Source organism: Rhizomicrobium sp., assembly GCA_037200045.1.
Taxonomy (GTDB): domain Bacteria; phylum Pseudomonadota; class Alphaproteobacteria; order Micropepsales; family Micropepsaceae; genus Rhizomicrobium.
Map to the genome: position 1 here is coordinate 1,412,903 of JBBCHM010000002.1, position 22,956 is coordinate 1,435,858.

Below are 22,956 nucleotides of genomic sequence, written 5' to 3' on the forward strand. Positions count from 1 at the left end.
TTCGGGCAACTATGTAGAGGGTCCCGGGGACCGATTTAGAGAGACTCCATGAAATTTCTGATGCGTTCTTCGTCGCTGGCCGTCCTGGCGCTCGTCGCCGCTGGCTGTTCCACGCCGCCGCCGGTTCCCCTGAAGCAGGGCGACCTTCCCCCCGGCTTCACCGCGCCGACCACGCCCGACACCGCGAACGCCCCGGTTTGGCCGACCACCGCCTGGTGGACCGGCTTCAACGCCCCGGAACTTCCCGCCCTGGAGACCACCGCGCAGGCGGAGAATCTCGACCTTCTGGCCGCGGCCGCGCGCGTCGTGCAGGCACAGGCCAATACCGGCATCGCCGGCTCGGCCCTGTTCCCGACGCTGAGCGGGACCGGCCAGGCCACGCGGAACGGAACCAACGTCAAGGGCGTGCCGGGCGGCAATTCCAGCAACACCTTCGGCATCGGCGCCCAGGCGAGCTATGAAGTCGATCTGTGGGGCCTCAACCGCGACGAATTGCGCGCGGCCGAGCAGTCCGAGCTCGCGGCCCGCTATGCACAGCAGACCGTGGCGCTGACCATCACCGCCGACGTCGCCAACACCTATATGGACGTGCTCGCGCTGCGCGAGCGCGTCGCGATCGCCCAGCAGAACATCGACGCCGCCAAGCGCATCCTGACGATCACCGAGGCGAAGGTGACGAACGGCGTGTCGTCCAACCTGGAGCTGGCGCAGCAGAAGGCCCAGTTGGCCGGCGAAGAGGCCGCCATCCCGCAGCTTGAAGAACAGGAACGCGAGGCGCGCTACGCGCTCGCGATCCTTTTGGGCCGCGCGCCCGAAGGCTTCGACGTCAAGGCGGTGAACCTGGACGGCATCCTGGCGCCGCCGGTGAAGCCGGGCCTGCCCTCCGCCCTGCTCGAGCGCCGGCCGGACGTCGCCCAGGCCGAGGCGCAGCTCTATGCCGCCCATGCCAATGTCGACGCCGCGCGCGCCGCGTTCCTGCCGCAGATCGGGCTGTCCGGCGGCATCACGCAATTGTTCAACCCGTCGAGCCTGGCGTGGAGCATCGGCGCCTCGCTGCTGCAGACTATCTTCGACGGCGGCAGGCTGAGCTCGGAAAGCGATCTGGCCAAGGCGCAGCAGACCGAGCTGCTGGTCGATTACCGCAAGGCGGTGTTCAGCGCGCTCAGCGACGTCGAGAGCTCGATCGGCCAAGTCAAGGCGCTGACCGACCAGGAAGGCTTCCTCACCGACGAAGTGACCAACGCGCAGGAAGCCTATCGCATCTCCGAGCTGCAATATCGCGAGGGCGTGACCGATCTTCTGACCGTGCTGCAGACGCAGCAGACGCTGTTCACCGCGCAGGATCAGCTCGTGCAGGTCAAGCTGGCGCGGCTGCAGGCGGGCGTGTCGCTCTACCGTTCGCTCGGCGGCGGCTGGACGGTCGCGACCGACCCGAACGCGGCGCCGGACGCCGGCTGGAGCCCGTTGTAATAATAACCTCTCCCGCTTGCGGGAGAGGTAAGTTCTCACTGGTGCCCGATGATCGGCCGCGTCTGGTAGCCCTTCGACAGCGCCTTCACCTCGTCGGCCGTCAGCTTCACCTCGACCGCGGCGATCGCGTCGTCGAGATGCTTCATCTTCGAGGCGCCGACGATCGGCGCGGTGACGACCGGCTGATGCAGCAGCCAGGCGAGCGCGATCTGCGCCGCGCTCACGCCCTTCTCCTTCGCCAGCGCATCGACGCGGTCGCGGATGTCGTAGTCGCTTTCCAGGAACGCGCTCGGCGTCAGGATGTTCGCGTCCGACTTGGCGCGCGTCGTCTGCGCCGCGCCGTCGCGGCCGCGGTTGCCGGCCAGGAAGCCGCGCGCCAGCGGGCTCCACGGGATCACGCCGATGCCGGCGTCGCGGCAGAGCGGCAAAACCTCGCGCTCCTCCTCGCGGTAGACGAGGTTGTAGAAATTCTGCATCGACACGAACTTCGCGGCGCCGGTCTTCTCCTGGATGTGCAGATATTTGGAGAACTGCCAGGCGAACATCGAGGACGCGCCGATATAGCGCGCCTTGCCGGAGCGGACGACGTCGTTCAGCGCCTCGACCGTTTCCTCGATCGGCGTCGTCGGATCGAACCGGTGGATCTGGTAGAGGTCGACATAGTCGGTGCCGAGCCGGCGCAGCGAGTTGTCGATGCCCGTCAGGATGTGCTTGCGCGACAGGCCGCGGTCGTTGATGTCGTCGCTCATTGGGCCGCAGACCTTGGTCGCGAGCACGATGTCGTCGCGCTTGGCGAAATCCTTGAGCGCCTTGCCGACCACCTCCTCGCTGCGGCCGATCGAATAGACGTCGGCGGTATCGAAGAAATTGATGCCGGCCTCCAGCGCGCGCTTGATGAAGGGCCGCGCCTCTTCCTCGCCCAGGACCCAGTCGCGCCAGTTGGGCGATCCATAGGTCATCGTGCCGAGGCAGATGCGAGAAACCTTGAGACCGGATTTGCCGAGACGGGTCGTTTCCATGCGAATTCCTTCCTTGCCGCCCCCGGCAAGACTAGGACGATCTCGCGCCGACGGAAACCGGAAATCCGGCTCCGCGCCTTAGAGCCGATTGCCGCAACGGGAGGGGAACCCACCCGCGGGCGCCTGCGACAATCGCGGCGCAAGGCGCCTCGGATTGATTCAAGGCGGCGCCGCTTGTAGAGCCATGGGCACCGCTATTTTCCGGAATCGACAGATGAGCATCAAGGGCAAGGCCTATGTCATGGGCGCGTTCGAGCATCCGACGCGCGAAGCCCCCGACAAATCGACGCCGCAGCTTCACGCCGAATGCATGCGCGGCGCCCTCGCCGATGCCGGCCTGACCAAGGACGACATCGACGGCTATTTCTGCGCCGGCGACGCGCCGGGCTTCGGCGCCCTGTCGATGGCGGACTATCTGGGCCTGCGCAAGCTCCGCCATGTCGATTCCACCGAGACCGGCGGGTCGTCCTACATCCTGCATGTCGGCCATGCGGCCGAAGCGATCGCGGCGGGCAAATGCTCGGTGGCGCTGATCACGCTGGCCGGCAAGCCGCGCACCTCGCCGCCCGGCGGCGGACCGCGCGGCAGCAGCGGCTTCGCGGCGGCGCCGGAAGCCGGTTTCGAGAATCCCTATGGCGGCACGACGCACAACACCTACGGCATGTGCGCGGTGCGCCACATGCACGAATTCGGCACGACCAGCGAGCAGCTCGCCTGGATCAAGGTCGCCGCGAGCCATCACGCGCAGTGGAACCCGCATGCCTTCCTGAAAGACGTCGTGACGGTGGAAGACGTGGTGAACTCGCCGATGATCGCCACGCCGCTGCATCGGCTCGATTGCTGCGTCGTCACCGATGGCGGCGGCGCGCTGATCGTGACCAGCCCGGAGGTCGCCAGGCGGCTGAACCGGCCGCGGGTGAAAGTGATCGGCGCGGGCGAGGCGCCCAAGGGCACCTATGGCGGCAAGGTCGATCTCACCTTCTCCGGCGCGGCGTGGAGCGGGCCCAAGGCCTTCGCCGAGGCCGGCGTGACGCCCGCCGACATCAAATACGCCTCGATCTACGACAGCTTCACGATCACCGTCCTGATGCAGCTCGAGGATCTCGGCTTCTGCGCCAAGGGCAAGGGCGGCGCCTTCGTCGCCGACGGCAATCTCATTTCCGGCGTCGGCAAGCTGCCCTTCAATACGGACGGTGGAGGACTCTGCAACAACCATCCGACCAATCGCGGCGGCATCACCAAGGTGATCGAGGCGGTGCGCCAATTGCGCGGCGAAGCCCATCCCAAGGTGCAGGTGAAGAATTGCGATCTCGCCATCGCGCACGGCACGGGCGGTTCGCTCGGCACACGCCACGGTTCGGCGACGCTGATCCTGGAACGGGAGTAGGACGATGTCGGAGACCAAGCCCGCCCCCGCTACGCGCAAGATCGCCGCACCCGCCGTCAACACCGAGACGGAGAAATTCTGGAAGGCCGCCGAGGACGGCAAGCTGCTCTATGGCTGGTGCCTCGCCTGCGGCGAGCCGCATTACTATCCGCGCAGCTTCTGCCCGTTCTGCTTTTCGGATCGGGTCGAGTGGCGCGAGGCCAGCGGCGCGGCGACGGTCTATTCCTATTCGGTCATGTACCGCTCGCCGACCGGGCCTTACACCATCGCCTTCGTCGAGCTGGCGGAGGGTCCGCGCATCCTGACCAACATCGTCGATTGCGACTTCGCGAAGATCGCAATCGACGCGGCCGTGAGGCTGGTATGGAAGCCGAGCGATGGCGGCGCCCCGGTGCCGTTCTTCACGCTGGCGTAAACGCCATTCCCCGCACCGGTGTCATCCTCCGCGAATGCGGGGGACCCAGTTGACGTCTGCACCCCACTAGCGGGCGTGATACCGTTTTCACCTGGGTGGCCCGCATTCGCGGGCCATGACAACTTGGTGGGGGGCGGCAGATGAAAATCCTAGCAACACTGTTGATCCTCGGCGCCATCGTCACCCTCGCCTATTGGGCGAACTACTTCATCGCCGGCGATGTCCGCGTGCTGCCCGACTATTGGTACGGCGCCTTCGAGGATGCCTTCCCCGTCGCCGATGGCTGGATGGCGATCTGCATGCTGCGCGCCGGCATCGGGCTGTGGCGCGGCACGAGGAACGGCGCGCTATTCGGCCTGATGGCAGGGAGCGCGCTGATCTATCTCGCGGCGATGGACATCACCTTCAATGTCGAGCACGGCCTTTACGCCCTGTTGCCGAAATCCGGCGCGATGATCGCCGAGGCGTGGATCAACGCCTCCTCGCTCGGCCTCGGCATCGCCACGCTGCTCATGAGCTGGCGCGCGGCAACGCGTTCGCCTTCCGGATGATCGAGTATTCGAGGCCCGAGGCGGCGATGGCGTCGATCACCGGCCACAGATTCGGCACGATGCGCAGCTCGATCCCGGCCGCGGCGTGCAGCGCGAGCAGATCGCCGACCGGCTCGACCGACAGCGGCGTCACCGCCTCTTCCGCCGCGTAGTATCCGGCCTCCGGCACCTTGTGGATCGCGAACGGCGCCGGATCGAAGCGGTAGACATAGACGCGGCAGGCGCGCATCCGTTCCAGCCAGCCGCTCTCGATCGCATGCATCCGCGTATTCGCCCCCATGCCGAGCAGCGTGCGGCCGATCTCCGTCAGCGGCTTGCCGGCGGACCAGCAGCAGGCGCGCGCACAGGCCCGCGGGAACCAGAAGCCCGGCGCATGGTCTTCGTCCACCGCCCAGACCAGGGGCGGGTTGTCCGGCGACGAGGCTGGCACATGCGGGCGAAAGACGGCGATGTTGGGGTCTTCGGAGAAGTGGAGAAGCGCGGCGGACATCAAAACAGCTCCGGCTGATCGTTCGGCCTGGGCGGTGGCGGCGGCTTGTCGGCTTTCGCCATGTCCATCGGCAGGTCCGACGGCTTCAGGATCGCCTTCAATTCGTCCACCGTCGCCTCGCCCAGCCATTTACCCCAGTCGCCATCGTCGATCACGGCCGGCATGCGGTCCGTGATGGTCGCGATCAGCGCGCTGGGCGGCGTCGTCACCATGGCGAAAGTCTCCAGCGCCACCGGTCCCGACCCACCCCAGCGTTCCCAGATGACGGCGATGGCGAGCGTGCGCCGGCCGCGCGGCGTGACGACATACTGTTCGGTCTTCTTCGGCGTGATCTCCTTGCCTTCGTTGAAGGAGTCCACGATCACCAGTCCGCGGCGGCGATGGAACGCGTCGCGGAAGGTCGGCTTGACCTCGATGGTCTCGGCGCGGGCGTGGATGAATTTCGTGCCGTATTCCGCCTGGTCCGGCGCGCCGGCGGGAACGAAGCCCCAGCGCATGCGCACCGTCTCGCGCGCCCCGTTCGCGCCGCGCCTGAGCACGTCCGCGAACCGCATCGGCGTGACGGTCTGCGAGGCGGCGCGTTCGTCCTCCGCGTCGTTCAAGCCTTGCGTGAACTTTCCGCACATTTGCGTAACAGCCCGGAATCGCCTTTCCCTTAGCACATGGTGAGCCGCAAGGAATGGGACGGGCTGGCGAAGGACTTCGAGCGCGAGGTCTGCGACATCACGCGCGAAACGAAAACCGGCACGATCGCGCGCCTTGTAAAGGGCTTGAAGCCGTCGCCGGACAAATCCGTACTGGTCGATCTCGGCTGCGGCCTCGGCACCTTCATCGCGCGCCACGGCCATCTGTTCCGTGAAGTCTGCGGCGTGGAGCATGCGCCCCGCATCATCGCGCGCGCGAAGAAGAATCTCGGCCGCCGCGACGGCCTGAGGTGGATCACGGCGAGCCTGCCGCCGGCGGCGCGCAAGATCGGCCGGCGCGCCGATCTCACCGTCTGTATGAACGTGATCACCATGCCGGGCGCCAGGACGCGCGAGAAGATGTGGGCGAGCATCGCCGCGGTCACGCGCAAGGGCGGCCATGCGCTGATCGTCGTGCCCTCGATCGAATCCGACCGCATGGTGGAGCGCGTCGCCTACGGCACCTCGCGCGCCGAGGCGCTCGCGGCGGCGCCGGACGGGCTGGTCGAGCGCGGCGGCGCGCGGCAGAAGCACTTCGCCCGCGCGGAGCTGCGCGACCTGCTGGCGCGCCACGGCCTGCGCGTCACAAAACTGCTGCGCGTCACTTATCCCTGGCAAAAGGAGGGTCTTCGCAAGCCGCGCAACGCGGGCGCGCGCCTGCCCTGGGACTGGCTGGTGCTGGCCGAGCGGCTGTAGCGTTAGCGCGGTCGCGCCACGCGGGTACAAGCGCGCGCAAATATGTACAAGACGATTTGTCGGGACTTCTTCATATTGAGCGCTCACATTGCGCCTTGCGGCGGTCAACACGGAACTCGCATGTCGAAAGATGCGCCGGAACTTTCCGCCACGCGGCGCAGTCTTCTGATCGGCGCCGCCGCCACGACCGGCCTTCTCGCCGCGGGTTTTCCGATGGCGGCCTCTTCGTCCCCCTCTGCAACTCCAGGAGAAAACACCATGGATTGGGTCAAGACTTCGGACGGCGTGGACATCTTTTACAAGGATTGGGGCCCGCGCGACGCCCAGCCCATCGTGTTCAGCCATGGCTGGCCGCTCTCGGCCGACGACTGGGACGCGCAGCTTCTGTTCTTCCTCAACCACGGCTATCGCGTGATCGCGCATGACCGGCGCGGCCACGGACGCTCGTCGCAGGTCAGCTTCGGCCACGACATGGACCACTACGCCGACGATCTCGCGGCGGTGACCGCCCATCTCGACCTCAAGAAGGCGGTCCATATCGGCCATTCGACCGGCGGCGGCGAAGTCGCCCGCTATATCGGCCGTCACGGCGAAAGCCGCGTCGCCAAGGCGATCCTGATCAGCGCGGTGCCGCCGCTGATGGTGAAGACCGCGGCCAATCCCGGCGGCCTGCCCAAATCGGTGTTCGACGATCTGCAGGCGCAGCTCGCCGCCAATCGCACGGAGTTCTACCTCCAGCTGGCGTCTGGCCCATTCTACGGCTTCAACCGGCCGGGCGCGAAGGTGCTGCAATCGGTGATCTGGAACTGGTGGCGCCAGGGCATGATGGGCGGCGCCAAGGCCCACTATGACGGCATCGTCGCGTTCTCGCAGACCGACTTCACCGACGACCTGAAGAAGTTCACCGTGCCGACGCTGGTGACGGCCGGCGACGACGACCAGATCGTGCCCTACAAGGATGCCTCGGTCCTGACCGCCAAGATCGTGAAGAATGCCACGCTGAAGATCTATCCCGGCTTCCCGCATGGCATGTGCACGACGGAAGCGGCGACGATCAACCCGGACCTGCTGGCCTTCATCAAGTCCTAGAGGCGCCTCACCGGCCGATCCGGCCGGTGACCGGCATCGAGCTCGTCAACCCGCCATCCACCGCGAGGTGCTGGCCGTTGACGTAGCTCGCCTCGTCGCTCGCCAGGAACAGGGCGGTATAGGCGATCTCCTCGGGATGGCCGTAGCGCTTCAGCGGATTGAGCTGGCCGATGCGGTCTTCCGTGCCGCGCTGCTTGGCGTAGTCGAAGATCGGCTTGGTCATGCCGGTCTCGATGATGCCGGGGCATATCGCGTTCACGCGGATATTCGTGCCGGTCAGATAGTTCGCCGCCGTCGTCACGAGGTTGATCACGCCCGCCTTCGAGGCGGAGTAAGGCCCGCCGCCCGCGCCCGAGCGGATGCCGGCGACCGACGCGGTGCACACGATCGAGCCCTTCTTGTTCGGCACCATCACCCGCGCCGCGTGCTTGATGGCGAGGAACACGCCGATCAGGTTCACGTCCAGCACCTGGCGCCAGTGCTCGGCGGTCAGCTCGAAGAACGGCGGCTGGCCGCCACCCGAGACGCCGGCATTGGCATAGATCGCGTCAAGCTTGCCGAATTCCTTCACCGCCGTATCGACATAGCGCGCGGCGTCTTCCTCCTTTGACACGTCGGCGACGAGGCCGAGCGCCGTGCCGCCGGCCTCCTTGATCGCCTTCACCGTGTCGTGCACGCCGTCGACGCGATCGACCGCGACGACCGACGCGCCTTCCGCCGCGAACAGCTTGGCGCTGGCCCGCCCGATACCGCTGGCGGCGCCCGAGACGATGGCGACCTTGCCCTTCAACCGATCCATGACGTTCTCCCTGTTTTGTCTGGCGCGAGCATGGCGGCTATGCCGCGCCCGTCAAGACGGCGATTTGGCGGGATGGGGTCGCCATGCGAAACTGCCGCCGGGATTTCAGTGAACCGCATCATGGCAGCGCGACAGGCCGTCCTCGGCATCGACCGGGGCGGCTTTCACTTCGGCGTCACGAAAATCTTCGAGAACGTGTCGTTCCTCCTGGACGACGCGCGGACCGCGCTGGTCGGCGAGAACGGCGCGGGGAAATCCACCCTGCTGAAATGCCTGGCGGGCGAGCTGGAACTGTCCGGCGGACAGATCGTCAAGTCGCGCGGGCTGCGCGTCGGGACCGTGCCGCAGGAAATCCCGGAGGACCTCGCGGATGTACCGGTGCGCGCGATGCTGGAACGTGCCCTGCCGCCCGACGCGCGCGACGACACGTGGCGCGTCGATGTCCTGCTCGACGAGCTGCGCATCCCGCCCGACATCGCGGAGAAGAATTTCGGTGAGCTCTCCGGCGGCTGGCAGCGCTTGATGCTGATCGCCGCCGCCAAGCTCGGCGAACCGGACATCGTGGTGCTGGACGAGCCGACCAACCATCTCGACATCGCGAACATCAACAAGCTCGAGGCCTGGCTGGCGGAGGACCGGCTGCCGATGCTGATCGTCAGCCACGACCGCGAATTCCTCGGCCGCACCACGACGCGCACGATCTTCCTGCGCAAGGACGGCGCCCACGCCTTCAAGGTGCCCTTCGCCGTGGCGCGCGAGGAATTGCTCCAGCGCGACGCCACCGCGGCCAAGCACCGCCATCTGGAGGAGCGCGAGGTCAAGCGGCTGGAGGCGGTCGCCGCCCGCTACAAGGCGTGGGGCGTGCTCAATTCGAAATTCCACAAGAAGCAGCAGGCGACGCAGAAGCGCATCGCGCGCATCGAGGAGGATGCGACCGAGGTCTACCGGCCCAAGAACCGCAAGCTGGAACTGAACGACGAGGCGATCGACGCCAAGGTGGCGCTGCGCCTGTCGAACCTCGTGGTCAAGACGCCGGACGGGGCGCGCACGCTCATCGCCATCGACCGTCTCGTGATCGCCGCCGGCGAGCGCGTGGCGCTGCTCGGCCCCAACGGCAGCGGCAAGTCCACGCTGCTGAACGTGCTGGCGCGCGCCTACGATCCCGACCAGGAGCACTATGACGGCCGTGCGGCGGTGCGGTTCAATCCGGCGACCAGCCTCGTCTATTTCGACCAGCGCATGGCGGATTTGCCGCTCGACATCTCGCTGCGCGACTACATCTGCGACGTGAAGACGGTGAACAACGCCCAGGCGGCGGCGATCCTCGCCAAGGCGGGATTTCCGTTCGAGCGGCTCGACGACAAGATCAGGAAGCTTTCCTATGGCGAGCAGTCGCGGCTGGTGTTCCTGCGCATGAAGCTGCTTAAGCCGAATTTCTACATCCTGGACGAGCCGACCAACCATCTCGACATCGAGGGCCAGGAGGATCTGGAGGACCAGCTCGAAGACTCCGACACGACCTGCGTCTTCGTCAGCCATGACCGCTATTTCACCCGCACCGCGGCGACCCGCTTTCTGGAAATCCGCAAGGGGCGTCTGGTGGAGGTCGAGGACCCCGATGCCTTCTTCGACGCCCAGGCGGATTAGGGAATTTTCCACCAAGCCAAAACATCGTCATGGCCGGGCTTGTCCCGGCCACCCATACTCACGTCTGATGCCGCCGGGAGTATGGATGGCCGCCACAGCCGTAGCGACAGCGTGCGGCCGGCCATGACGATGTCAGGACGGTAAGTATCCCATGAACCTCGCCAAACCCCGTGTCGACATCGGGCTCAACACCAACCGCCTGGCGGAGATGCTCGCCTTTTGGCAGGGCCTGATGCTCGTGCCGTTCGACCATGTGCTGCCGATCCGCAAGGGCCAGGCGCAGCATCGCCACGACCTGAAAGGCTCGGTCCTCAAGATCAATCACTTCGCCGATCCCCTGCCGCGCGCCGCGCCCGCCGGCTACGCCGAGATCCTCATCGCGCGGCCCGGCGCCTCCGACATCGCGGTCTTCCGCGATCCGGAGGGCACGCTGGCCTGCCTCGTGCCGCCCGGCACGCTCGGCATCGAGCAGATCGGCATCAAGCTCAAGGTGCGCGACCTTGAAGCGCACAAGCGCTTCTATCGCGAGGCCCTCGGCCTCTTGGAAGTCCCCCACGCTCACGGCGCGTCGTTTCAGGCGGGCGAAACGGTCTTCCTGCTGGAGGAATCCGACGACGCGCCGGACGACGCGGCGTTCCAAGGCCCCGGCTTCCGCTACATCACCTTCCAGGTCCACAAATGCGACGCCGAGCACGCGCATGTCCTGGCCCATGGCGGGCGCGAGGCACTGAAGCCGACCACGCTCGGCACCACCGCCCGCATCTCCATGGTGCGCGATCCCGACGGCAATTGGATCGAGCTCAGCCAGCGCGCCGCGATCACCGGCTCGCTGGAGTAGCTCCGCCGCCTTTGCTACAAGACGCCATGGAACCGATCTCGACCTTCGACATCGCCCGCTGGGGCGGGCCGTTCGACGATGCCACCCGCGCCGCCGCGCAGGACGCGCTGGAAAGCGGCCAGGTGCTCTATTTCCCCAAGCTGCCCTTCACCGTCGGCAACAGCGAGAACACGCTCCTGACCGACGCGCTGTCCAACGGCCGCGCCAAGAACATCAGCCGCGATCCCGACGGCGCCGTGCAGGGCGACGCCGGCTCGGCGGAAGACCGCGTCGCCTTGTCGGCGATGATGGGCCGCTTCGCCGCCCAGGTCCGCGCGCTGGTCCTGTCGCTGTTTCCGGGCTTCGAGCCGAGCATCGAGCAGGCGCGCACCAGCTATCGCCCGGTCGAGATCGCCGGCCGCTCCTATTCGCCGCGCAACGACGACAAGCGGCTGCATCTCGACGCCTTCCCGACGCGGCCGCAGCGCGGGCGGCGCATCCTGCGCGTGTTCTCCAACATCCATCCGATGGGCGGGGCGCGGGTCTGGCATGTCGGCGAGCCGTTCGAGGACGTCGCGAAGAAATACGCCGCCAAGGTGCGCAAGCCGCTGCCCCTGGAGCCCTGGCTGTTTGAGCTTCTCGGCGTCACGCGCGGCCGGCGCAGCGCCTATGACTATCTGATGCTCGGCCTGCATGACGGCGCCAAGCTGGACCTCGACTACCAGAAGAACGCGCCCCAGCTGGAGTTCGCCTTCCCCGCCGGCACGAGCTGGATGTGCTTCACCGACCAGGCGATGCACGCGGCGCTGTCCGGCCAGTTCGCGCTGGAGCAGACCTTCCACCTTCCCATCGCGGCCCTCTCCCACCCCGAGCGCTCGCCGCTGAAGGTGCTGGAGCGGATGACGGGCCGCGCGCTGGTGTAATCGGTGAGAGTTCCCGCGCCGCCGTCTTTGCTTTTCCCGCCGCCCGTGTAGCATGGCCTGATAGTCCGTCCCCGGTTAGAGTCCCGTCCCGATGAGCACCGCCCTCGACGCCACCGACGCGCGTGCCCGATTCCGCATGGAGCGGAAACCGCGGCTGCTCCGCCTCATCGCCGAGGGCGTGTGGACGACCCCCGACGCCGCCCGGCTGGACGCCCAGCTTCGCGCCGTCGATCTGGGCGACGCGCCCGACGCGGAGATCGACGGCTCGGCGCTGGAACGGATCGACAGCGCCGGTGCCTGGCTCCTGGTGCGCACCAAGCGGCAATGGGAGGATCGCGGCAAGCGCGTCGCGCCGATCAAGATCCCGGCGATGTACGACACGCTGCTGCACGCGGTCGAGCACGAACACACCGCCCCGCCCGTCATCATCCACAACCGCCACACCTTCCTCGCCTTCGTCACCCGGGTCGGCATGGCGACGGTGGGCGGCCTCAAGCAGGGCGTCGGCATCCTGGGCTATATCGGCCGCGTCACGGTCGAGGTCAGCGAGGCGATCTATCATCCGCGCGGCAATCTGCGCGTCGCGGCGCTGGTGCACCAGGTCGAGGAGACCGGCCTGAACGCGCTGCCCATCGTGGGGCTGCTGTCCTTCCTGATCGGCGTGGTGCTCGCCTATCAGGGCGCCGACCAGCTCAAGCGCTTCGGGGCGGAGGTCTTCACCATCAACCTGCTGGGCGTCGGCCTTCTGCGCGAGCTCGGCGGCCTCGTCACCGCGATCATCGTCGCCGGCCGTTCCGGCTCGGCCTTCACCGCCCAGATCGGCACCATGCGCGTCAACGAAGAGATCGACGCGATGCAGACCATCGGCATCAACACGGTGGACGCCCTCGTCCTGCCGCGCGTCATCGGCCTCGTCATCGCGCTGCCGTTCCTCACGCTCTACGCCGACATCATGGGCCTGCTCGGCGGCGCGATGATGTGCTATTTCGACCTCGGCATCACCATTCCGGTGTTCACGCGCCAGCTTCACGACGCCATCAGCATCAACACCTTCATGGTCGGCATGATCAAGGCGCCGGTCTTCGCCTTCATCATCGCCCTGGTCGGCTGCTTCGAGGGCCTGCAGGTCGAGCGCAACGCCGCCAGCGTCGGCCAGCTCACCACCCGCTCGGTGGTCGAATCCATCTTCCTGGTGATCGTGATCGACGCCGGCTTCTCGATCATGTTCTCCATATTGGGGATATGACGATGCCGGGGGGGAGCGAAAAGGACGTCGTCATCAAGGTCCGCGGCCTCGTCAACGGCTTCGGTCGCCAGCTCCTGCACGACCACATCGATCTCGACGTCTATCGCGGCGAGGTCCTGGGCGTGGTCGGCGGCTCGGGCACCGGCAAGTCGGTCCTGCTGCGCTCGATCATCGGCCTCAACCAGATCCGCTCCGGCACCATCGAGGTGTTCGGCCGCAACACCGACCATCTGAGCGAGGCGGAGTGGCGCGAGATCGAGATGCGCTGGGGCGTGCTCTTCCAGGAAGGCGCCCTCTTCTCCTCCCAGACCATCGCCGAGAACATCCAGGTCCCGTTGCGCGAATACACCGACATGAACCAGGAGCTGATGAACGAGATCGCCTCGATGAAGCTCTCCATGGTCGGCTTGACGGAAGACGCCGCGCCCAAGCATCCGTCCGAACTCTCCGGCGGCATGAAGAAGCGCGCCGGCCTCGCCCGCGCCCTGGCGCTCGATCCGGAGATCGTGTTCCTCGACGAGCCGACCTCCGGCCTCGATCCGATCTCGGCCAACATGTTCGACGAACTGGTCAAGGATCTGCAGAAGAGCCTGAACCTGACCGTGTTCATGGTGACCCACGATCTGGACTCGCTGCGCGCCACGACCGACCGCATCGCGGTCCTGGTGGACAAGAAGATCGTGGTCGGCACCATGGACGAATTGCGCAAGAACCCGCATCCGTGGATCCAGGAATATTTCTCCGGCCCGCGCGGCCGGGCGGCGGCCTAAGGGGGACGCGAAGATGGAAACCAAGGCCAATTACGTCGCCGTCGGCGCCTTCGTGCTGGCCTGCATGCTGGCGCTGGTGGTCACCGTGCTGTGGCTCGCCGGCGTGCAGTACAGCCAGGAATACGTCTACTACACGACGAAGTTCACCGGCTCGGTCACCGGCCTCGGCAAGGGCACGGCGGTGCGCTACAACGGCATCGAGGTCGGCCGCGTCGACAGCCTCGACTTCGCGCCCAACGATCCGTCCAGCGTCATCGCCACCCTCCAGATCCGCCCCGACCTGTCGATCTACAACGATGCCAAGGCCTCGATCGCGAGCCAGGGGCTGACCGGCGGCTCCTATGTCGAGATCATCGGCGGCAAGAAGCGCGCCGAGGCCGACAAGCTGCCCCAGACCACGAGCAAGCCCTATCCCACGATCGAGTCCCAGCCCTCGATCTGGGCGACGCTGCAGGAAAGCGCGCCGCAGGTCGTCGACAAGGTCAACCGGATCGCCGACAAGCTGAACAACATCCTGAACGACAAGAACCAGAAGGCGATCGCCGACATCCTGACCAATCTCGACACGCTGAGCGCGACGCTGGCCGAGCACAAGGGCGACATCGAGGCGACCCTGCGCAACACCAGCGAGGCGACGCACAATTTCGCCATCGCCAGCCGCGACCTGCACCCCACCCTGCTGCAGGCGAATGTCACGCTGCAGAAGCTCGACAAGCTGTCGGCCGATGCCGACTCGGTCGTCACCGGCGACGGCGTGGCGCAGCTATCCTCGCTGATCGCCGATTCGCGGCGGCTGGTGGGCAGCCTCACCAAGCTCAGCGACGAACTCAACCGCGAGCCGACGCGCGTGATCTTCGGCGACAGGCGCAAGGGATACACACCGAAATGACCAAGCTCCTTCTCGACCGCCGCGCCCTGCTCGTGGCCGGTGCCGCCTCGGTCGCGCTGTCGGCCTGCAGCAGCATCATCGGCCCGCCCGAGGCGCCGCCGATCTATCTGCTGCGCCCGCCTTTGCCGCCGGCCGGCGGCGGGCCGCGCGTCGCCTGGCAGATGTCGGTCGTGACGCCGGACGCGCCCGACAGCCTGGACACCACCCGCATCGCGTTGCAACAGCCCAATGGCACGATGGACTATTACGCCAACGCCAATTGGGCGGACCGCCTCTCCCTGCTGGTGCAGAGCGCGCTGCTCGATGCCTTCCAGGCGAGCAACCGCATCGCCGCCGTCGGCCACGACACCGACGGGCTGAAATCGGACTACCTGCTGCAGACCGACATCCGCGATTTCGAGGCGATCTACGAAACGGCCGACACGGCGCCGAGCGTGGTGGTCGTCATCCAGGCGCGACTCGTCGGGGCGCGCAGCCGCTCCATCGTCCAGGCGCTGAACGCGCGGGCCGAGGTGCAGACCGACGCCAACACGGTTCCGGCCGTGGTCGCGGCGATGAACCAGGCCCTGGGCCAGACGATGGGCCAGATCGTCGGCTGGGCCCTCACCGCGCCGGGGCCGTCGAAGTAGACCTGCCCCGCTTCCGCGAAGGGCCGGCCCGGCGCAGCGTTATCCCGCGACCAGGCCGCGGCCCCCCGTCTTCGCCGGCCGCAACACCGCGCGAAACGACCGCGCCGTCTCGGCCGCCCCGACTTCAAGCGGCGTCGGATCGAACCCAAACCGCGTCATGAATTTGCGGGAATCCACCACATAGGGCCGGTCCCAGGTGAAGCCGACATCCGCGACTTCGCGCAGGAACGGCGCCACGATGCCGAGCAGCGGCAGGAGCCGGAGCGGCACCGCATACAGCCTCGGTTTGACGCCGAGGACGTCGGCGCCCATTTTCAAAATCTGCCGGGGCGTGCGCGTCGGCGCGCAGGGCATGTTCCAGACCTGCCCGAAGGCATCGTCGGGCGCGTCGAGCAGCGCCAGCACCGCGCGGGCGATATCGGGGACATAGGCGAAATCGTGCGGCGTGTCCGGCGGCGCGAGAAAGAAGGCCGGCTTGCCCTGCGCCAGCCGGCCGAAGCCGCTGGCGCCCAGATGCGAGACGCCGACGCCCGGCCCGTAGAAATCGGTGCACCGCAAGGACGCGATGCGGACCCGTCCGGCGGTCGCCGCGGCGCTCCAGATGCGCGTCACTTCCGACAGGATGGCCGGCTTGGCGCCGACATCCGTCAACGCCATGTCCTCGCGCCGGGGCTCGCTCTGCGGCCCCAGCATGTAGAGATTGTCGACGAAGACGATGCGGGCGCCGGACGCCGCGCAGCCGTCGATGACGTTCGTGATCGTCTTCGGCCAGACCGCGCGCCACACACGGGTGTCATAGGGAAAGCCGACCGCCAGCACGACCTGGCTCGCGCCCTCGACCGCCCGGCGCACCGCGCCCGCATCGAGGATATCGCAGGGCCGGAATTTCGCTTGCGGCGGCAAATCCAACGGCCGGCGGCGTTGCGCCACGCAGACCTCGCTGCCGCGCGCCAACAGGGCCTGTGTCGTGGCGCGGCCCGCCGCGCCAAATCCGAGAACAACGGTCAATCCAGTCATGAGCAATCTCCTTGTCCCTCCCAACCTAGTGCCGCCCTATACATATAAAAAATGCATAGTTATGATCATCACTATGCGCGAAGTGAATATCGCCGGCCTGGACCTCAATCTCGTGCCCGCGCTGGAAGCCCTGCTGCGCCATCGCAGCGTGTCGCGGGCAGCGGCCGATGTCGGGCTGAGCCAGCCGGCGATGAGCCGCGCGCTGGCGCGGCTGCGCGACCTCCACCGCGATCCGCTCCTGGTGCGGACGCGCGCCGGCTACGTCCTGACGCCGCGGGCGTTGGCGATCCAGCCGCAACTGGCCTTGGCGACGAGCCATCTGCGCAACGTGTTTCGCCGGCAGGCGCTCGATCTGAAGACGGAGGCGCGCACCGTGCGTCTCGCCGCGACCGACACACAGACGATCCTCTTCCTGCCGGGCTTGATGCAACGGCTGGCGACCGAGGCGCCGGGCGTGGACCTGCGCGTGGAGCCCATCGGACCCGATACGGTGAACCGGCTGGAGAGCGGCGCGCTGGATTTCATTTTCGCTTTGGCATCGACGCCCCTGGCGGCCGGCGCGTACAGCGAAATCGTCTTCGAGGACCAAGTGGCGCTGGTGATGCGGCAGGGCCATCCGGCCGCCCGGCGCAAATGGTCGCTCGCCGATTACGGCGCCTATGACAGCGTCGGCGTGGCGGTGATCGGAGACGGAAGGTCGGAGATCGACGCGCTGCTGGCGGCCGAGGGCGTCACGCGGCGCATCGCCCTGGTGACGCCGCATTTCATGGCCGCCCTGGCGGCGGTCGCCGCGACCGATCTGGTCACCACCCTTTCCGCCGCCCTGGCGCGCCGCTTCGCGCTCGCTTTGGGGCTGGTGCTGCGCAAGCCACCGTTCTCCGACATCCGCCTGCAGATGACGCTGGTGTGTTCTCACGTCCGGGCGGCGGACCCCTTCCTCGTCTGGTTTCGCTCCCTGGTCCGGGAGGTTGCGCGGACGTCCAACGACAATTGACGGGGAAATGGCGCGTGGAACCTTCGGGTTCCCCTCGTCGTTTCATCACCGCGATCCTCACGGAGTAGTTGCGATGTTGCGGTGGGCGGTTCTCTTTCTCGTCATCGGCCTGGTCGCCGGCATCCTGGGCTTCGGCGGCATCGCCGGCGCGTCCTTCGCGATCGCCAAGACGCTGTTCTTCGTCTTCATGCTGATTTTCCTGGTCCTGCTGATCGCGGGGCTGACGGTGGCGCGCCGCGCGACGGGCGGCTAGCCGCCGATGGGGGAGGTCTTCCGCCTCGGCTTCGAACTGTCGGCGCCGGCGGAAAGCCCCAGCGTGGCCGATGCGCGCTGGTCGTTCTGGGCCGCCGATCCGGCTAACCGGCTGCGCACCGGCGCGTTCACCGCGTCGGACGGCGCCGCAGTGCCCTATCGCCTGTGGCAGTCCACCCCCGCCGCCCGCGCCCTCGTCCTTTTGTTGCACGGCGCCAGCGACTATTCCGGCGCCTTCGACGAGATCGGCCCGCGCTTCGCGGCGCATGGCATGACCGCCTTCGCCATCGACCAGCGCGGCTTCGGCGCGACCGCGACGCGCGGCGCCTGGCGCGGCAAGAACCGGATGATCCGCGACGCGATCGAGGCCATCCTCTATCTGCGCCTGCGCTATGGCGCGGCGCTGCCGGTCTTCATCGTCGGCGAAAGCATGGGCGCGGCGCTTGCCGTCCATGCCGCCGCGCGGGCGCCCGACCTGGACCTGGCCGGCATCGTGCTGGCGGCGCCCGGCGCGATCTCGGGGATGTGGCGGCGGCTGTTCGGCTCGCTGCTGACGCGGGTCTTCCGTTTCTTCGCGCCCAATAGCGGCATCGTGATCGAGCGCATCAGCGGCTGGGAGTTCACGCCCGGCGCGGCCATCCGCCTCATCGGCGATCCCATGGTGCTGCGTCGCATCCGCCCCGCGATGCTGTTCGGCCTGTTCAAGCTCGCGCGCAGCGCGGTCGACGAGGCCGAGCATGTCCGCATCCCGGCGCTGACCATGATCGGCGGCCGCGAGGACGTGGTGCGCGAGGCCTGCATCGCGCACCTGCACCGCAACCTGGCGGGCGCGAAGGACTGGGCCTATTTCAAGGGCGGGCCGCACCTCCTGCTGCACTGGAAGCACAACGACCGCGTCCTGGGCCGCGTATTTTCCTGGATGGACGCGCGACTGGCGGATACCGCCGCCGCGTATAAGATCGGGGCCGGCGCGACTCGCGCCGCATCCTCCGGGAGCCATTGATGCGGATATTGATCGGTGCGGCGGCGGCGCTTTTGCTCTCGGCGGCGCCGGCGCTCGCGGCCTGCGATCTCGCGGCGCCGGATGCCAAGGCCGCCGGGCCGGACTGCGCCCGCGCCTGGATGGACCAGAACCTTCATCTGAACGACATCCTGACCGTCGGCACGCACAACAGCTACAAGGCGGCGATCCCCGAGCGGATCATGGGCCTGGTCCGCTTCGGCTCGAAGAAGGCGGCGCGCGAGCTCGACTATGCGCACCTGCCGCTCGGCCAGCAGCTCGACGACGGCGCCCGCGCCATCGAGATCGACGTGGTCTACGATCCGCAGGGCGGGCTCTACGACAATCCAGCCGGCGCGGCGATGACGGGCGAGGACCTTCCGCCCGACTTCAAGGCCACGATGGCGAAACCCGGCTTCAAGGTGATGCATGTCCAGGACATCGATTTCCACACGGTCTGCCAGCCCTTCATCGCCTGCCTGACCGACCTGAAGACCTGGTCGGCGGCGCATCCCGATCACGCGCCGATCCTCGTGACGCTGAATGCCAAGGACGACGAGATCGCGATGCCGGGCTCGGTCACGCCGCTCAAATTCGACACCGCCGCCTTCGACGCGCTGGACGCCGAGATCCTCTCGGTGTTCTCGCGCGACGAGCTGGTGACGCCCGATCAGGTGCAGGGAACGGCGCCGACCCTGCGCGACGCGGTGCTGACCAAGGGCTGGCCGACGCTGGGCGAGGCGCGCGGCAAATTCCTCTTCGCGCTCGACGAGGAGGGCGAGAAGATCGCCGCCTATATCGGCGGGCGCAAATCGCTCGAAGGCCGGGTGATGTTCGTCAACACGACGGAGGACGCGCCGGCCGCCGCCTATCTGACGCTGAACGAGACGGCGGACATTCCGCGCATCGCGGCCGATGTGCGGAAGGGTTTCCTGGTGCGCACCCGCGCCGACGCCGACACCGAAGAGGCCCGCGCCAACGACACCAGCCGTCGCGACAAGGCGCTGGCGTCGGGCGCGCAATATGTCTCGACCGACTATATGCGCCCCGACACGCGCTTTAGCCCCTACCAGGCCCGCATGCCGGACGGCGTGATCGCGGCTTGCAATCCGGTGCGCGCGGCGGACAAATGCGCGGGGCTACCGGTGGAAGCGGAACCGCCACCCTCCCCTTGAGGGGAGGGTAGACGCATCGCCTCGCGCCACGGCGTCAGATCCCAGTTCGGATAGCGCTTCTGCGCCCGCGCCAGCGTCGTCTCCGTCCAGAACGGATCGCCCGGACGCTTGACGCCGAAACAGGCGAGCTGATCGACCGACGCGTTGTCGAAAATCTTGTGCCACGGCTTGATGTGGTGGAACGGCCAGGCGGTGAAATCGATCGAATCGTCGCCCGCCTTCTTGAAACAGGTCATCAGCGCATAGCGGTGGCCCAGCGGCGCCGTCAGGTTCGTGCCGCGGTGATAGACATCGATCGTGTAGGGAATGGCCGTGCCGGCGGTCGATGCGCTCGACCGCGCATGGCGCGTCAGACCCTCCTGCAATGCCGCCTGATGTTCCGGATTGTAGTCGAGCGAGGCTTCCGGCCCCGCAACCTTCTCCGCGTCGGGCCGCGCCACATAGTGCATCGGGCCGTGATCGTCCGGCACGTCGCTGAAATAGCACAGGATCGTGATGGAATTCTTCGCCGCGTCTTCCGACGGCACCGTCAGCGTGTGGTTGGAGAAATCGGTGTGGAAGGGCTGGTCGTAGTCGGCGTCGCCGGTGAACTTGGCCCAGGACTGGCACTGATAGCAGCGCACCTCGTCGGTCTGCAGCGCCTGTTTGGCGAAGGCGATCAGCGCCGGGTGCACGCCGATCAGGTTCAGCGCCGGCGAACAGTCGATCGGCACCGGCTGGATGTCCTTGAACTGCGCCGGGTGGAAGCGGCCGATCTGGCCCTCGCTTTTCTTGTTCAGCTCCTCGCCCGCATGTTCCGGGCGGCCGAACACCGCCTCGAAATCGGCCTGCACCGCCGCCACTTCCTCCGGCGTGAAGAAATCGCCGATCACCACCGCGCCGTCGCGGCGCCAGGCTTCCAGATGTTCCCCGGTGAACCTGGCATTCGTCCCTTTGTACTCAGACATCGCTTTCCAACCGCTTCCCTGCCCTATATGAACACGCTGCAATCAGCCCGCAACAATCTGTTAACAACAAAGCCCGGGCCTGGGGAACATATGAGCATACGCGCGACGGTGGCCGAAAGGCTGCGCTACGAGTTCGATAAGTCGATGGCCGCCGGACCGATCGCGGTGATCGGCTGGCTGGCGGTCGTGTCCTTCGTGATGATCGCCTTCGCGGGCCTGGTGCTCACGATCTCCCGCTTCGCCCAGGAGGGCGGTCAGCCGCTCGATTTCATCGAGGCGTTCTGGGAATCGCTGATGCGCACGCTCGATTCCGGCACGATGGGCGGCGATACGGGCTGGGGCTTCCGCATCGTCATGCTGTTCGTCACCCTGACCGGCATCTTCGTGGTCTCGACCCTGATCGGCGTGATCAGTTCGGGCGTCGACGGCAAGCTCGACGAGCTGCGCAAGGGCCGCTCCAAGGTCCTGGAGGACGACCACACCGTCATCCTCAACTGGTCGCCGTCGATCTTCGACATCGTCTCCGAGCTGGTGGTCGCCAACCAGAGCCGGCGGCGCGGCCGCATCGTCATCATGGCCGACAAGGACAAGGTCGAGATGGAGGACGCCATCGCCGACAAGGTGCCGAACCTCAAGAACACCCGCGTGATCTGCCGCAGCGGCGATCCGACCGATCTTTATGACCTCAGCATCGTCAGCCCGGAAGGCTCGCGCTCGATCATCGTGCTGTCGCCCGAGGGCGAGGACGCCGACAGCCAGGTGGTCAAGACCGTGCTGGCGCTGGTCAACGATCCGCGCCGGCGCGACGAGCGCTACCGCATCGCCGCCGAAGTGCGCGACGAGAAGACCATCGAGCTGGCCCGCGTGGTCGGCGGCGACGAGGTGCAGCTCGTGCTGGCCGACGATCTGATCTCCAAGATCGTGGTGCATTCCAGCCGCCAGTCCGGCCTGTCGGCGGTCTATTCCGAGCTGCTCGATTTCGACGGCTGCGAGATCTACACCGCCGAACAGCCTGCCCTGACCGGCAGGACCTTCGGCGAGGCCGTGATGGCCTATGACGCCTGCACGCTGATCGGCATCTGCCGCGTTGATGGCGAGGTCCGGCTCAATCCGCCGATGGACACGCAATTCGAAGCCGGCATGCGCGCGATCATCATCGCGGAGGATGATTCGGCGATCGCGCTCGCCACGGCGCCGCCCGCGATCGACGAAGCGGCGTTCGCGATATACGCGCCGGCGCGGAAGACGGCGGAACGCTCGCTGATCCTGGGCTGGAACCGGCGCGGGCCGGCCATCGCGTTCGAACTGTCGCGCTATGTCGCGCCGGGCTCGGTGCTGACCGTGGTCGCCGACACGCCGGATTTCGAACACGAGATGGCGGCGCTGAAGCTTTCCGGCGCGAACCTGACGGTCGAGCACCGCGTCGCCGACACCGACAACCGCGCCGTGCTCGATGCCCTCGACATCCCGGCCTACGACCATGTGATGGTGCTGGGCTATACCGACGACATGCCGTCGCAATCCGCCGACACGCGCACGCTGGTCACGCTGCTGCATCTGCGCAAGATCGCGGAGAAGGCCAACAAGCACTCCACCGTGGTCAGCGAAATGGCCGATGTGCGCAACCGCGAGCTCGCGGAAGTCACCCGCGCCGACGATTTCGTGGTCAGCAACAAGCTGGTCAGCCTGATGCTGGCGCAGGCCTCGGAGAACGAATACCTGGCCGCGATCTTCGACGACCTGCTGGACGAGGAAGGCTCGGAGATCTACATGCGCGCCGCCGCCGACTATGTGGCGCTCGGCGAGCCGGTGAACTTCCACACCATCGCCGAGGCGGCGCGCCGGCGCGGCGAGGTCGCCATCGGCTATCGCCGCCGCAATGGCGCGAGCGACGACGGCCGCAACATGGGCGGCGTGGTGGTGAACCCCGTGCGGTCGGAGGCGCTCCGTTACGAGGCGGCGGACCGGATCATCGTGCTGGCGGAGGATTGAGGCTTGAGCGAGTTGGATTGAACGGAAAATATCGTCATCGCCCGCTTCATGCGGGCGAT

General features: G+C 67.2%; 24 protein-coding genes. 18 read left to right on the top strand and 6 right to left on the bottom strand.

Annotated features, from left to right (window positions below):
• Positions 1-48: 48 nt before the first annotated feature.
• Complete coding sequence (locus WDM86_22095) at positions 49-1,470, top strand: efflux transporter outer membrane subunit (GenBank protein MEI9992712.1); 1,422 nt, start codon at positions 49-51, stop codon at positions 1,468-1,470.
• 35 nt (positions 1,471-1,505) lie between these two features.
• Here the strand turns inward: WDM86_22095 and WDM86_22100 are convergent, their stop codons facing one another.
• On the bottom strand, positions 1,506-2,489 hold the full coding sequence (locus tag WDM86_22100; protein MEI9992713.1) for an aldo/keto reductase: 984 nt from the start codon (positions 2,487-2,489) through the stop codon (positions 1,506-1,508).
• 214 nt (positions 2,490-2,703) lie between these two features.
• Between WDM86_22100 and WDM86_22105 the strand changes: the two genes are divergently transcribed.
• The 3 genes from WDM86_22105 to WDM86_22115 all read left to right on the top strand — a co-directional run bounded on the left by WDM86_22105 (position 2,704) and on the right by WDM86_22115 (position 4,842).
• Positions 2,704-3,876 (top strand): thiolase domain-containing protein, encoded by a 1,173-nt coding sequence (locus WDM86_22105; GenBank protein ID MEI9992714.1) that lies wholly within the window; start codon positions 2,704-2,706, stop codon positions 3,874-3,876.
• A 4-nt stretch (positions 3,877-3,880) separates the two neighbouring features.
• Complete coding sequence (locus tag WDM86_22110; protein MEI9992715.1) at positions 3,881-4,291, top strand: Zn-ribbon domain-containing OB-fold protein; 411 nt, start codon at positions 3,881-3,883, stop codon at positions 4,289-4,291.
• A gap of 140 nt (positions 4,292-4,431) precedes the next feature.
• Positions 4,432-4,842 carry a hypothetical protein gene (locus WDM86_22115; protein MEI9992716.1) on the top strand — a complete coding sequence of 137 codons (411 nt, stop codon included), beginning with the start codon at positions 4,432-4,434 and terminating at the stop codon, positions 4,840-4,842.
• Here the strand turns inward: WDM86_22115 and WDM86_22120 are convergent.
• Complete coding sequence (locus WDM86_22120) at positions 4,802-5,332, bottom strand: DUF6886 family protein (GenBank protein MEI9992717.1); 531 nt, start codon at positions 5,330-5,332, stop codon at positions 4,802-4,804. The genes WDM86_22115 and WDM86_22120 overlap by 41 nt on opposite strands.
• Entirely contained in the window at positions 5,332-5,958 is a 627-nt protein-coding gene (locus WDM86_22125) for an SOS response-associated peptidase (protein ID MEI9992718.1), read from the bottom strand. The genes WDM86_22120 and WDM86_22125 overlap by 1 nt, the downstream gene beginning before the upstream one ends.
• 39 nt (positions 5,959-5,997) lie before the next feature.
• Between WDM86_22125 and WDM86_22130 the strand changes: the two genes are divergently transcribed.
• Positions 5,998-6,711 (top strand): class I SAM-dependent methyltransferase, encoded by a 714-nt coding sequence (locus WDM86_22130; protein MEI9992719.1) that lies wholly within the window; start codon positions 5,998-6,000, stop codon positions 6,709-6,711.
• A 120-nt stretch (positions 6,712-6,831) separates the two neighbouring features.
• On the top strand, positions 6,832-7,800 hold the full coding sequence (locus tag WDM86_22135; GenBank protein MEI9992720.1) for an alpha/beta hydrolase: 969 nt from the start codon (positions 6,832-6,834) through the stop codon (positions 7,798-7,800).
• A 7-nt stretch (positions 7,801-7,807) separates the two neighbouring features.
• Here WDM86_22135 and WDM86_22140 read toward each other — a convergent pair whose 3' ends face one another.
• A complete protein-coding gene (locus WDM86_22140; protein ID MEI9992721.1) occupies positions 7,808-8,599 on the bottom strand; it encodes an SDR family NAD(P)-dependent oxidoreductase in 792 nt (263 codons plus the stop codon).
• A 120-nt stretch (positions 8,600-8,719) separates the two neighbouring features.
• On the opposite strand from WDM86_22140, the gene WDM86_22145 reads away from it, so the two are divergent.
• The 7 genes from WDM86_22145 to WDM86_22175 all read left to right on the top strand — a co-directional run bounded on the left by WDM86_22145 (position 8,720) and on the right by WDM86_22175 (position 15,520).
• On the top strand, positions 8,720-10,246 hold the full coding sequence (locus WDM86_22145) for an ABC-F family ATP-binding cassette domain-containing protein (protein ID MEI9992722.1): 1,527 nt from the start codon (positions 8,720-8,722) through the stop codon (positions 10,244-10,246).
• Between the two features lie 151 nt (positions 10,247-10,397).
• Positions 10,398-11,084 (top strand): VOC family protein, encoded by a 687-nt coding sequence (locus WDM86_22150; GenBank protein MEI9992723.1) that lies wholly within the window; start codon positions 10,398-10,400, stop codon positions 11,082-11,084.
• Between the two features lie 26 nt (positions 11,085-11,110).
• The gene (locus tag WDM86_22155; GenBank protein MEI9992724.1) at positions 11,111-11,986 is read left to right on the top strand and encodes a Kdo hydroxylase family protein; all 876 of its coding nucleotides are present in this window, start codon (positions 11,111-11,113) and stop codon (positions 11,984-11,986) included.
• 91 nt (positions 11,987-12,077) lie between these two features.
• Positions 12,078-13,232 carry an MlaE family lipid ABC transporter permease subunit gene (locus WDM86_22160; GenBank protein ID MEI9992725.1) on the top strand — a complete coding sequence of 385 codons (1,155 nt, stop codon included), beginning with the start codon at positions 12,078-12,080 and terminating at the stop codon, positions 13,230-13,232.
• A gap of 2 nt (positions 13,233-13,234) precedes the next feature.
• The gene (locus WDM86_22165; protein ID MEI9992726.1) at positions 13,235-14,002 is read left to right on the top strand and encodes an ABC transporter ATP-binding protein; all 768 of its coding nucleotides are present in this window, start codon (positions 13,235-13,237) and stop codon (positions 14,000-14,002) included.
• Positions 14,003-14,015: 13 nt separating this feature from the next.
• A complete protein-coding gene (locus tag WDM86_22170) occupies positions 14,016-14,891 on the top strand; it encodes an MlaD family protein (GenBank protein ID MEI9992727.1) in 876 nt (291 codons plus the stop codon).
• Positions 14,888-15,520 carry an ABC-type transport auxiliary lipoprotein family protein gene (locus WDM86_22175; GenBank protein ID MEI9992728.1) on the top strand — a complete coding sequence of 211 codons (633 nt, stop codon included), beginning with the start codon at positions 14,888-14,890 and terminating at the stop codon, positions 15,518-15,520. Before WDM86_22170 ends, WDM86_22175 begins: the two co-directional genes overlap by 4 nt.
• 39 nt (positions 15,521-15,559) lie before the next feature.
• Here the strand turns inward: WDM86_22175 and WDM86_22180 are convergent, their stop codons facing one another.
• Positions 15,560-16,537: an NAD-dependent epimerase/dehydratase family protein gene (locus WDM86_22180; protein ID MEI9992729.1), complete on the bottom strand. Its 978-nt coding sequence runs from the start codon at positions 16,535-16,537 to the stop codon at positions 15,560-15,562.
• Between the two features lie 73 nt (positions 16,538-16,610).
• On the opposite strand from WDM86_22180, the gene WDM86_22185 reads away from it, so the two are divergent.
• The 4 genes from WDM86_22185 to WDM86_22200 all read left to right on the top strand — a co-directional run bounded on the left by WDM86_22185 (position 16,611) and on the right by WDM86_22200 (position 19,958).
• Positions 16,611-17,531 (top strand): LysR substrate-binding domain-containing protein, encoded by a 921-nt coding sequence (locus tag WDM86_22185; protein MEI9992730.1) that lies wholly within the window; start codon positions 16,611-16,613, stop codon positions 17,529-17,531.
• A 73-nt stretch (positions 17,532-17,604) separates the two neighbouring features.
• Positions 17,605-17,784, top strand: coding sequence for a DUF1328 domain-containing protein (locus WDM86_22190; GenBank protein MEI9992731.1), 180 nt, complete (start codon positions 17,605-17,607; stop codon positions 17,782-17,784).
• A gap of 6 nt (positions 17,785-17,790) precedes the next feature.
• The gene (locus WDM86_22195) at positions 17,791-18,786 is read left to right on the top strand and encodes an alpha/beta fold hydrolase (GenBank protein MEI9992732.1); all 996 of its coding nucleotides are present in this window, start codon (positions 17,791-17,793) and stop codon (positions 18,784-18,786) included.
• On the top strand, positions 18,786-19,958 hold the full coding sequence (locus tag WDM86_22200) for a phosphatidylinositol-specific phospholipase C1-like protein (GenBank protein MEI9992733.1): 1,173 nt from the start codon (positions 18,786-18,788) through the stop codon (positions 19,956-19,958). Before WDM86_22195 ends, WDM86_22200 begins: the two co-directional genes overlap by 1 nt.
• Here the strand turns inward: WDM86_22200 and WDM86_22205 are convergent.
• Positions 19,850-20,905: a phytanoyl-CoA dioxygenase family protein gene (locus WDM86_22205; protein ID MEI9992734.1), complete on the bottom strand. Its 1,056-nt coding sequence runs from the start codon at positions 20,903-20,905 to the stop codon at positions 19,850-19,852. The two genes, WDM86_22200 and WDM86_22205, sit on opposite strands and share 109 nt — an antisense overlap.
• A 90-nt stretch (positions 20,906-20,995) precedes the next feature.
• Between WDM86_22205 and WDM86_22210 the strand changes: the two genes are divergently transcribed.
• A complete protein-coding gene (locus WDM86_22210; GenBank protein MEI9992735.1) occupies positions 20,996-22,897 on the top strand; it encodes a hypothetical protein in 1,902 nt (633 codons plus the stop codon).
• Positions 22,898-22,956 lie beyond the last annotated feature (59 nt).

Excerpts from the sequence above, each read along its gene's own strand:
- WDM86_22095 (MEI9992712.1), top strand. The coding sequence starts at position 49 with ATGAAATTTCTGATGCGTTCTTCGTCGCTGGCCGTCCTGGCGCTCGTC.
- WDM86_22100 (MEI9992713.1), bottom strand. The coding sequence starts at position 2,489 with ATGGAAACGACCCGTCTCGGCAAATCCGGTCTCAAGGTTTCTCGCATC.
- WDM86_22105 (MEI9992714.1), top strand. The coding sequence starts at position 2,704 with ATGAGCATCAAGGGCAAGGCCTATGTCATGGGCGCGTTCGAGCATCCG.
- WDM86_22110 (MEI9992715.1), top strand. The coding sequence starts at position 3,881 with ATGTCGGAGACCAAGCCCGCCCCCGCTACGCGCAAGATCGCCGCACCC.
- WDM86_22115 (MEI9992716.1), top strand. The coding sequence starts at position 4,432 with ATGAAAATCCTAGCAACACTGTTGATCCTCGGCGCCATCGTCACCCTC.
- WDM86_22120 (MEI9992717.1), bottom strand. The coding sequence starts at position 5,332 with ATGTCCGCCGCGCTTCTCCACTTCTCCGAAGACCCCAACATCGCCGTC.
- WDM86_22125 (MEI9992718.1), bottom strand. The coding sequence starts at position 5,958 with ATGTGCGGAAAGTTCACGCAAGGCTTGAACGACGCGGAGGACGAACGC.
- WDM86_22135 (MEI9992720.1), top strand. The coding sequence starts at position 6,832 with ATGTCGAAAGATGCGCCGGAACTTTCCGCCACGCGGCGCAGTCTTCTG.
- WDM86_22140 (MEI9992721.1), bottom strand. The coding sequence starts at position 8,599 with ATGGATCGGTTGAAGGGCAAGGTCGCCATCGTCTCGGGCGCCGCCAGC.
- WDM86_22145 (MEI9992722.1), top strand. The coding sequence starts at position 8,720 with ATGGCAGCGCGACAGGCCGTCCTCGGCATCGACCGGGGCGGCTTTCAC.
- WDM86_22150 (MEI9992723.1), top strand. The coding sequence starts at position 10,398 with ATGAACCTCGCCAAACCCCGTGTCGACATCGGGCTCAACACCAACCGC.
- WDM86_22155 (MEI9992724.1), top strand. The coding sequence starts at position 11,111 with ATGGAACCGATCTCGACCTTCGACATCGCCCGCTGGGGCGGGCCGTTC.
- WDM86_22160 (MEI9992725.1), top strand. The coding sequence starts at position 12,078 with ATGAGCACCGCCCTCGACGCCACCGACGCGCGTGCCCGATTCCGCATG.
- WDM86_22165 (MEI9992726.1), top strand. The coding sequence starts at position 13,235 with ATGCCGGGGGGGAGCGAAAAGGACGTCGTCATCAAGGTCCGCGGCCTC.
- WDM86_22170 (MEI9992727.1), top strand. The coding sequence starts at position 14,016 with ATGGAAACCAAGGCCAATTACGTCGCCGTCGGCGCCTTCGTGCTGGCC.
- WDM86_22175 (MEI9992728.1), top strand. The coding sequence starts at position 14,888 with ATGACCAAGCTCCTTCTCGACCGCCGCGCCCTGCTCGTGGCCGGTGCC.
- WDM86_22180 (MEI9992729.1), bottom strand. The coding sequence starts at position 16,537 with ATGACTGGATTGACCGTTGTTCTCGGATTTGGCGCGGCGGGCCGCGCC.
- WDM86_22185 (MEI9992730.1), top strand. The coding sequence starts at position 16,611 with ATGCGCGAAGTGAATATCGCCGGCCTGGACCTCAATCTCGTGCCCGCG.
- WDM86_22190 (MEI9992731.1), top strand. The coding sequence starts at position 17,605 with ATGTTGCGGTGGGCGGTTCTCTTTCTCGTCATCGGCCTGGTCGCCGGC.
- WDM86_22195 (MEI9992732.1), top strand. The coding sequence starts at position 17,791 with ATGGGGGAGGTCTTCCGCCTCGGCTTCGAACTGTCGGCGCCGGCGGAA.
- WDM86_22200 (MEI9992733.1), top strand. The coding sequence starts at position 18,786 with ATGCGGATATTGATCGGTGCGGCGGCGGCGCTTTTGCTCTCGGCGGCG.
- WDM86_22205 (MEI9992734.1), bottom strand. The coding sequence starts at position 20,905 with ATGTCTGAGTACAAAGGGACGAATGCCAGGTTCACCGGGGAACATCTG.
- WDM86_22210 (MEI9992735.1), top strand. The coding sequence starts at position 20,996 with ATGAGCATACGCGCGACGGTGGCCGAAAGGCTGCGCTACGAGTTCGAT.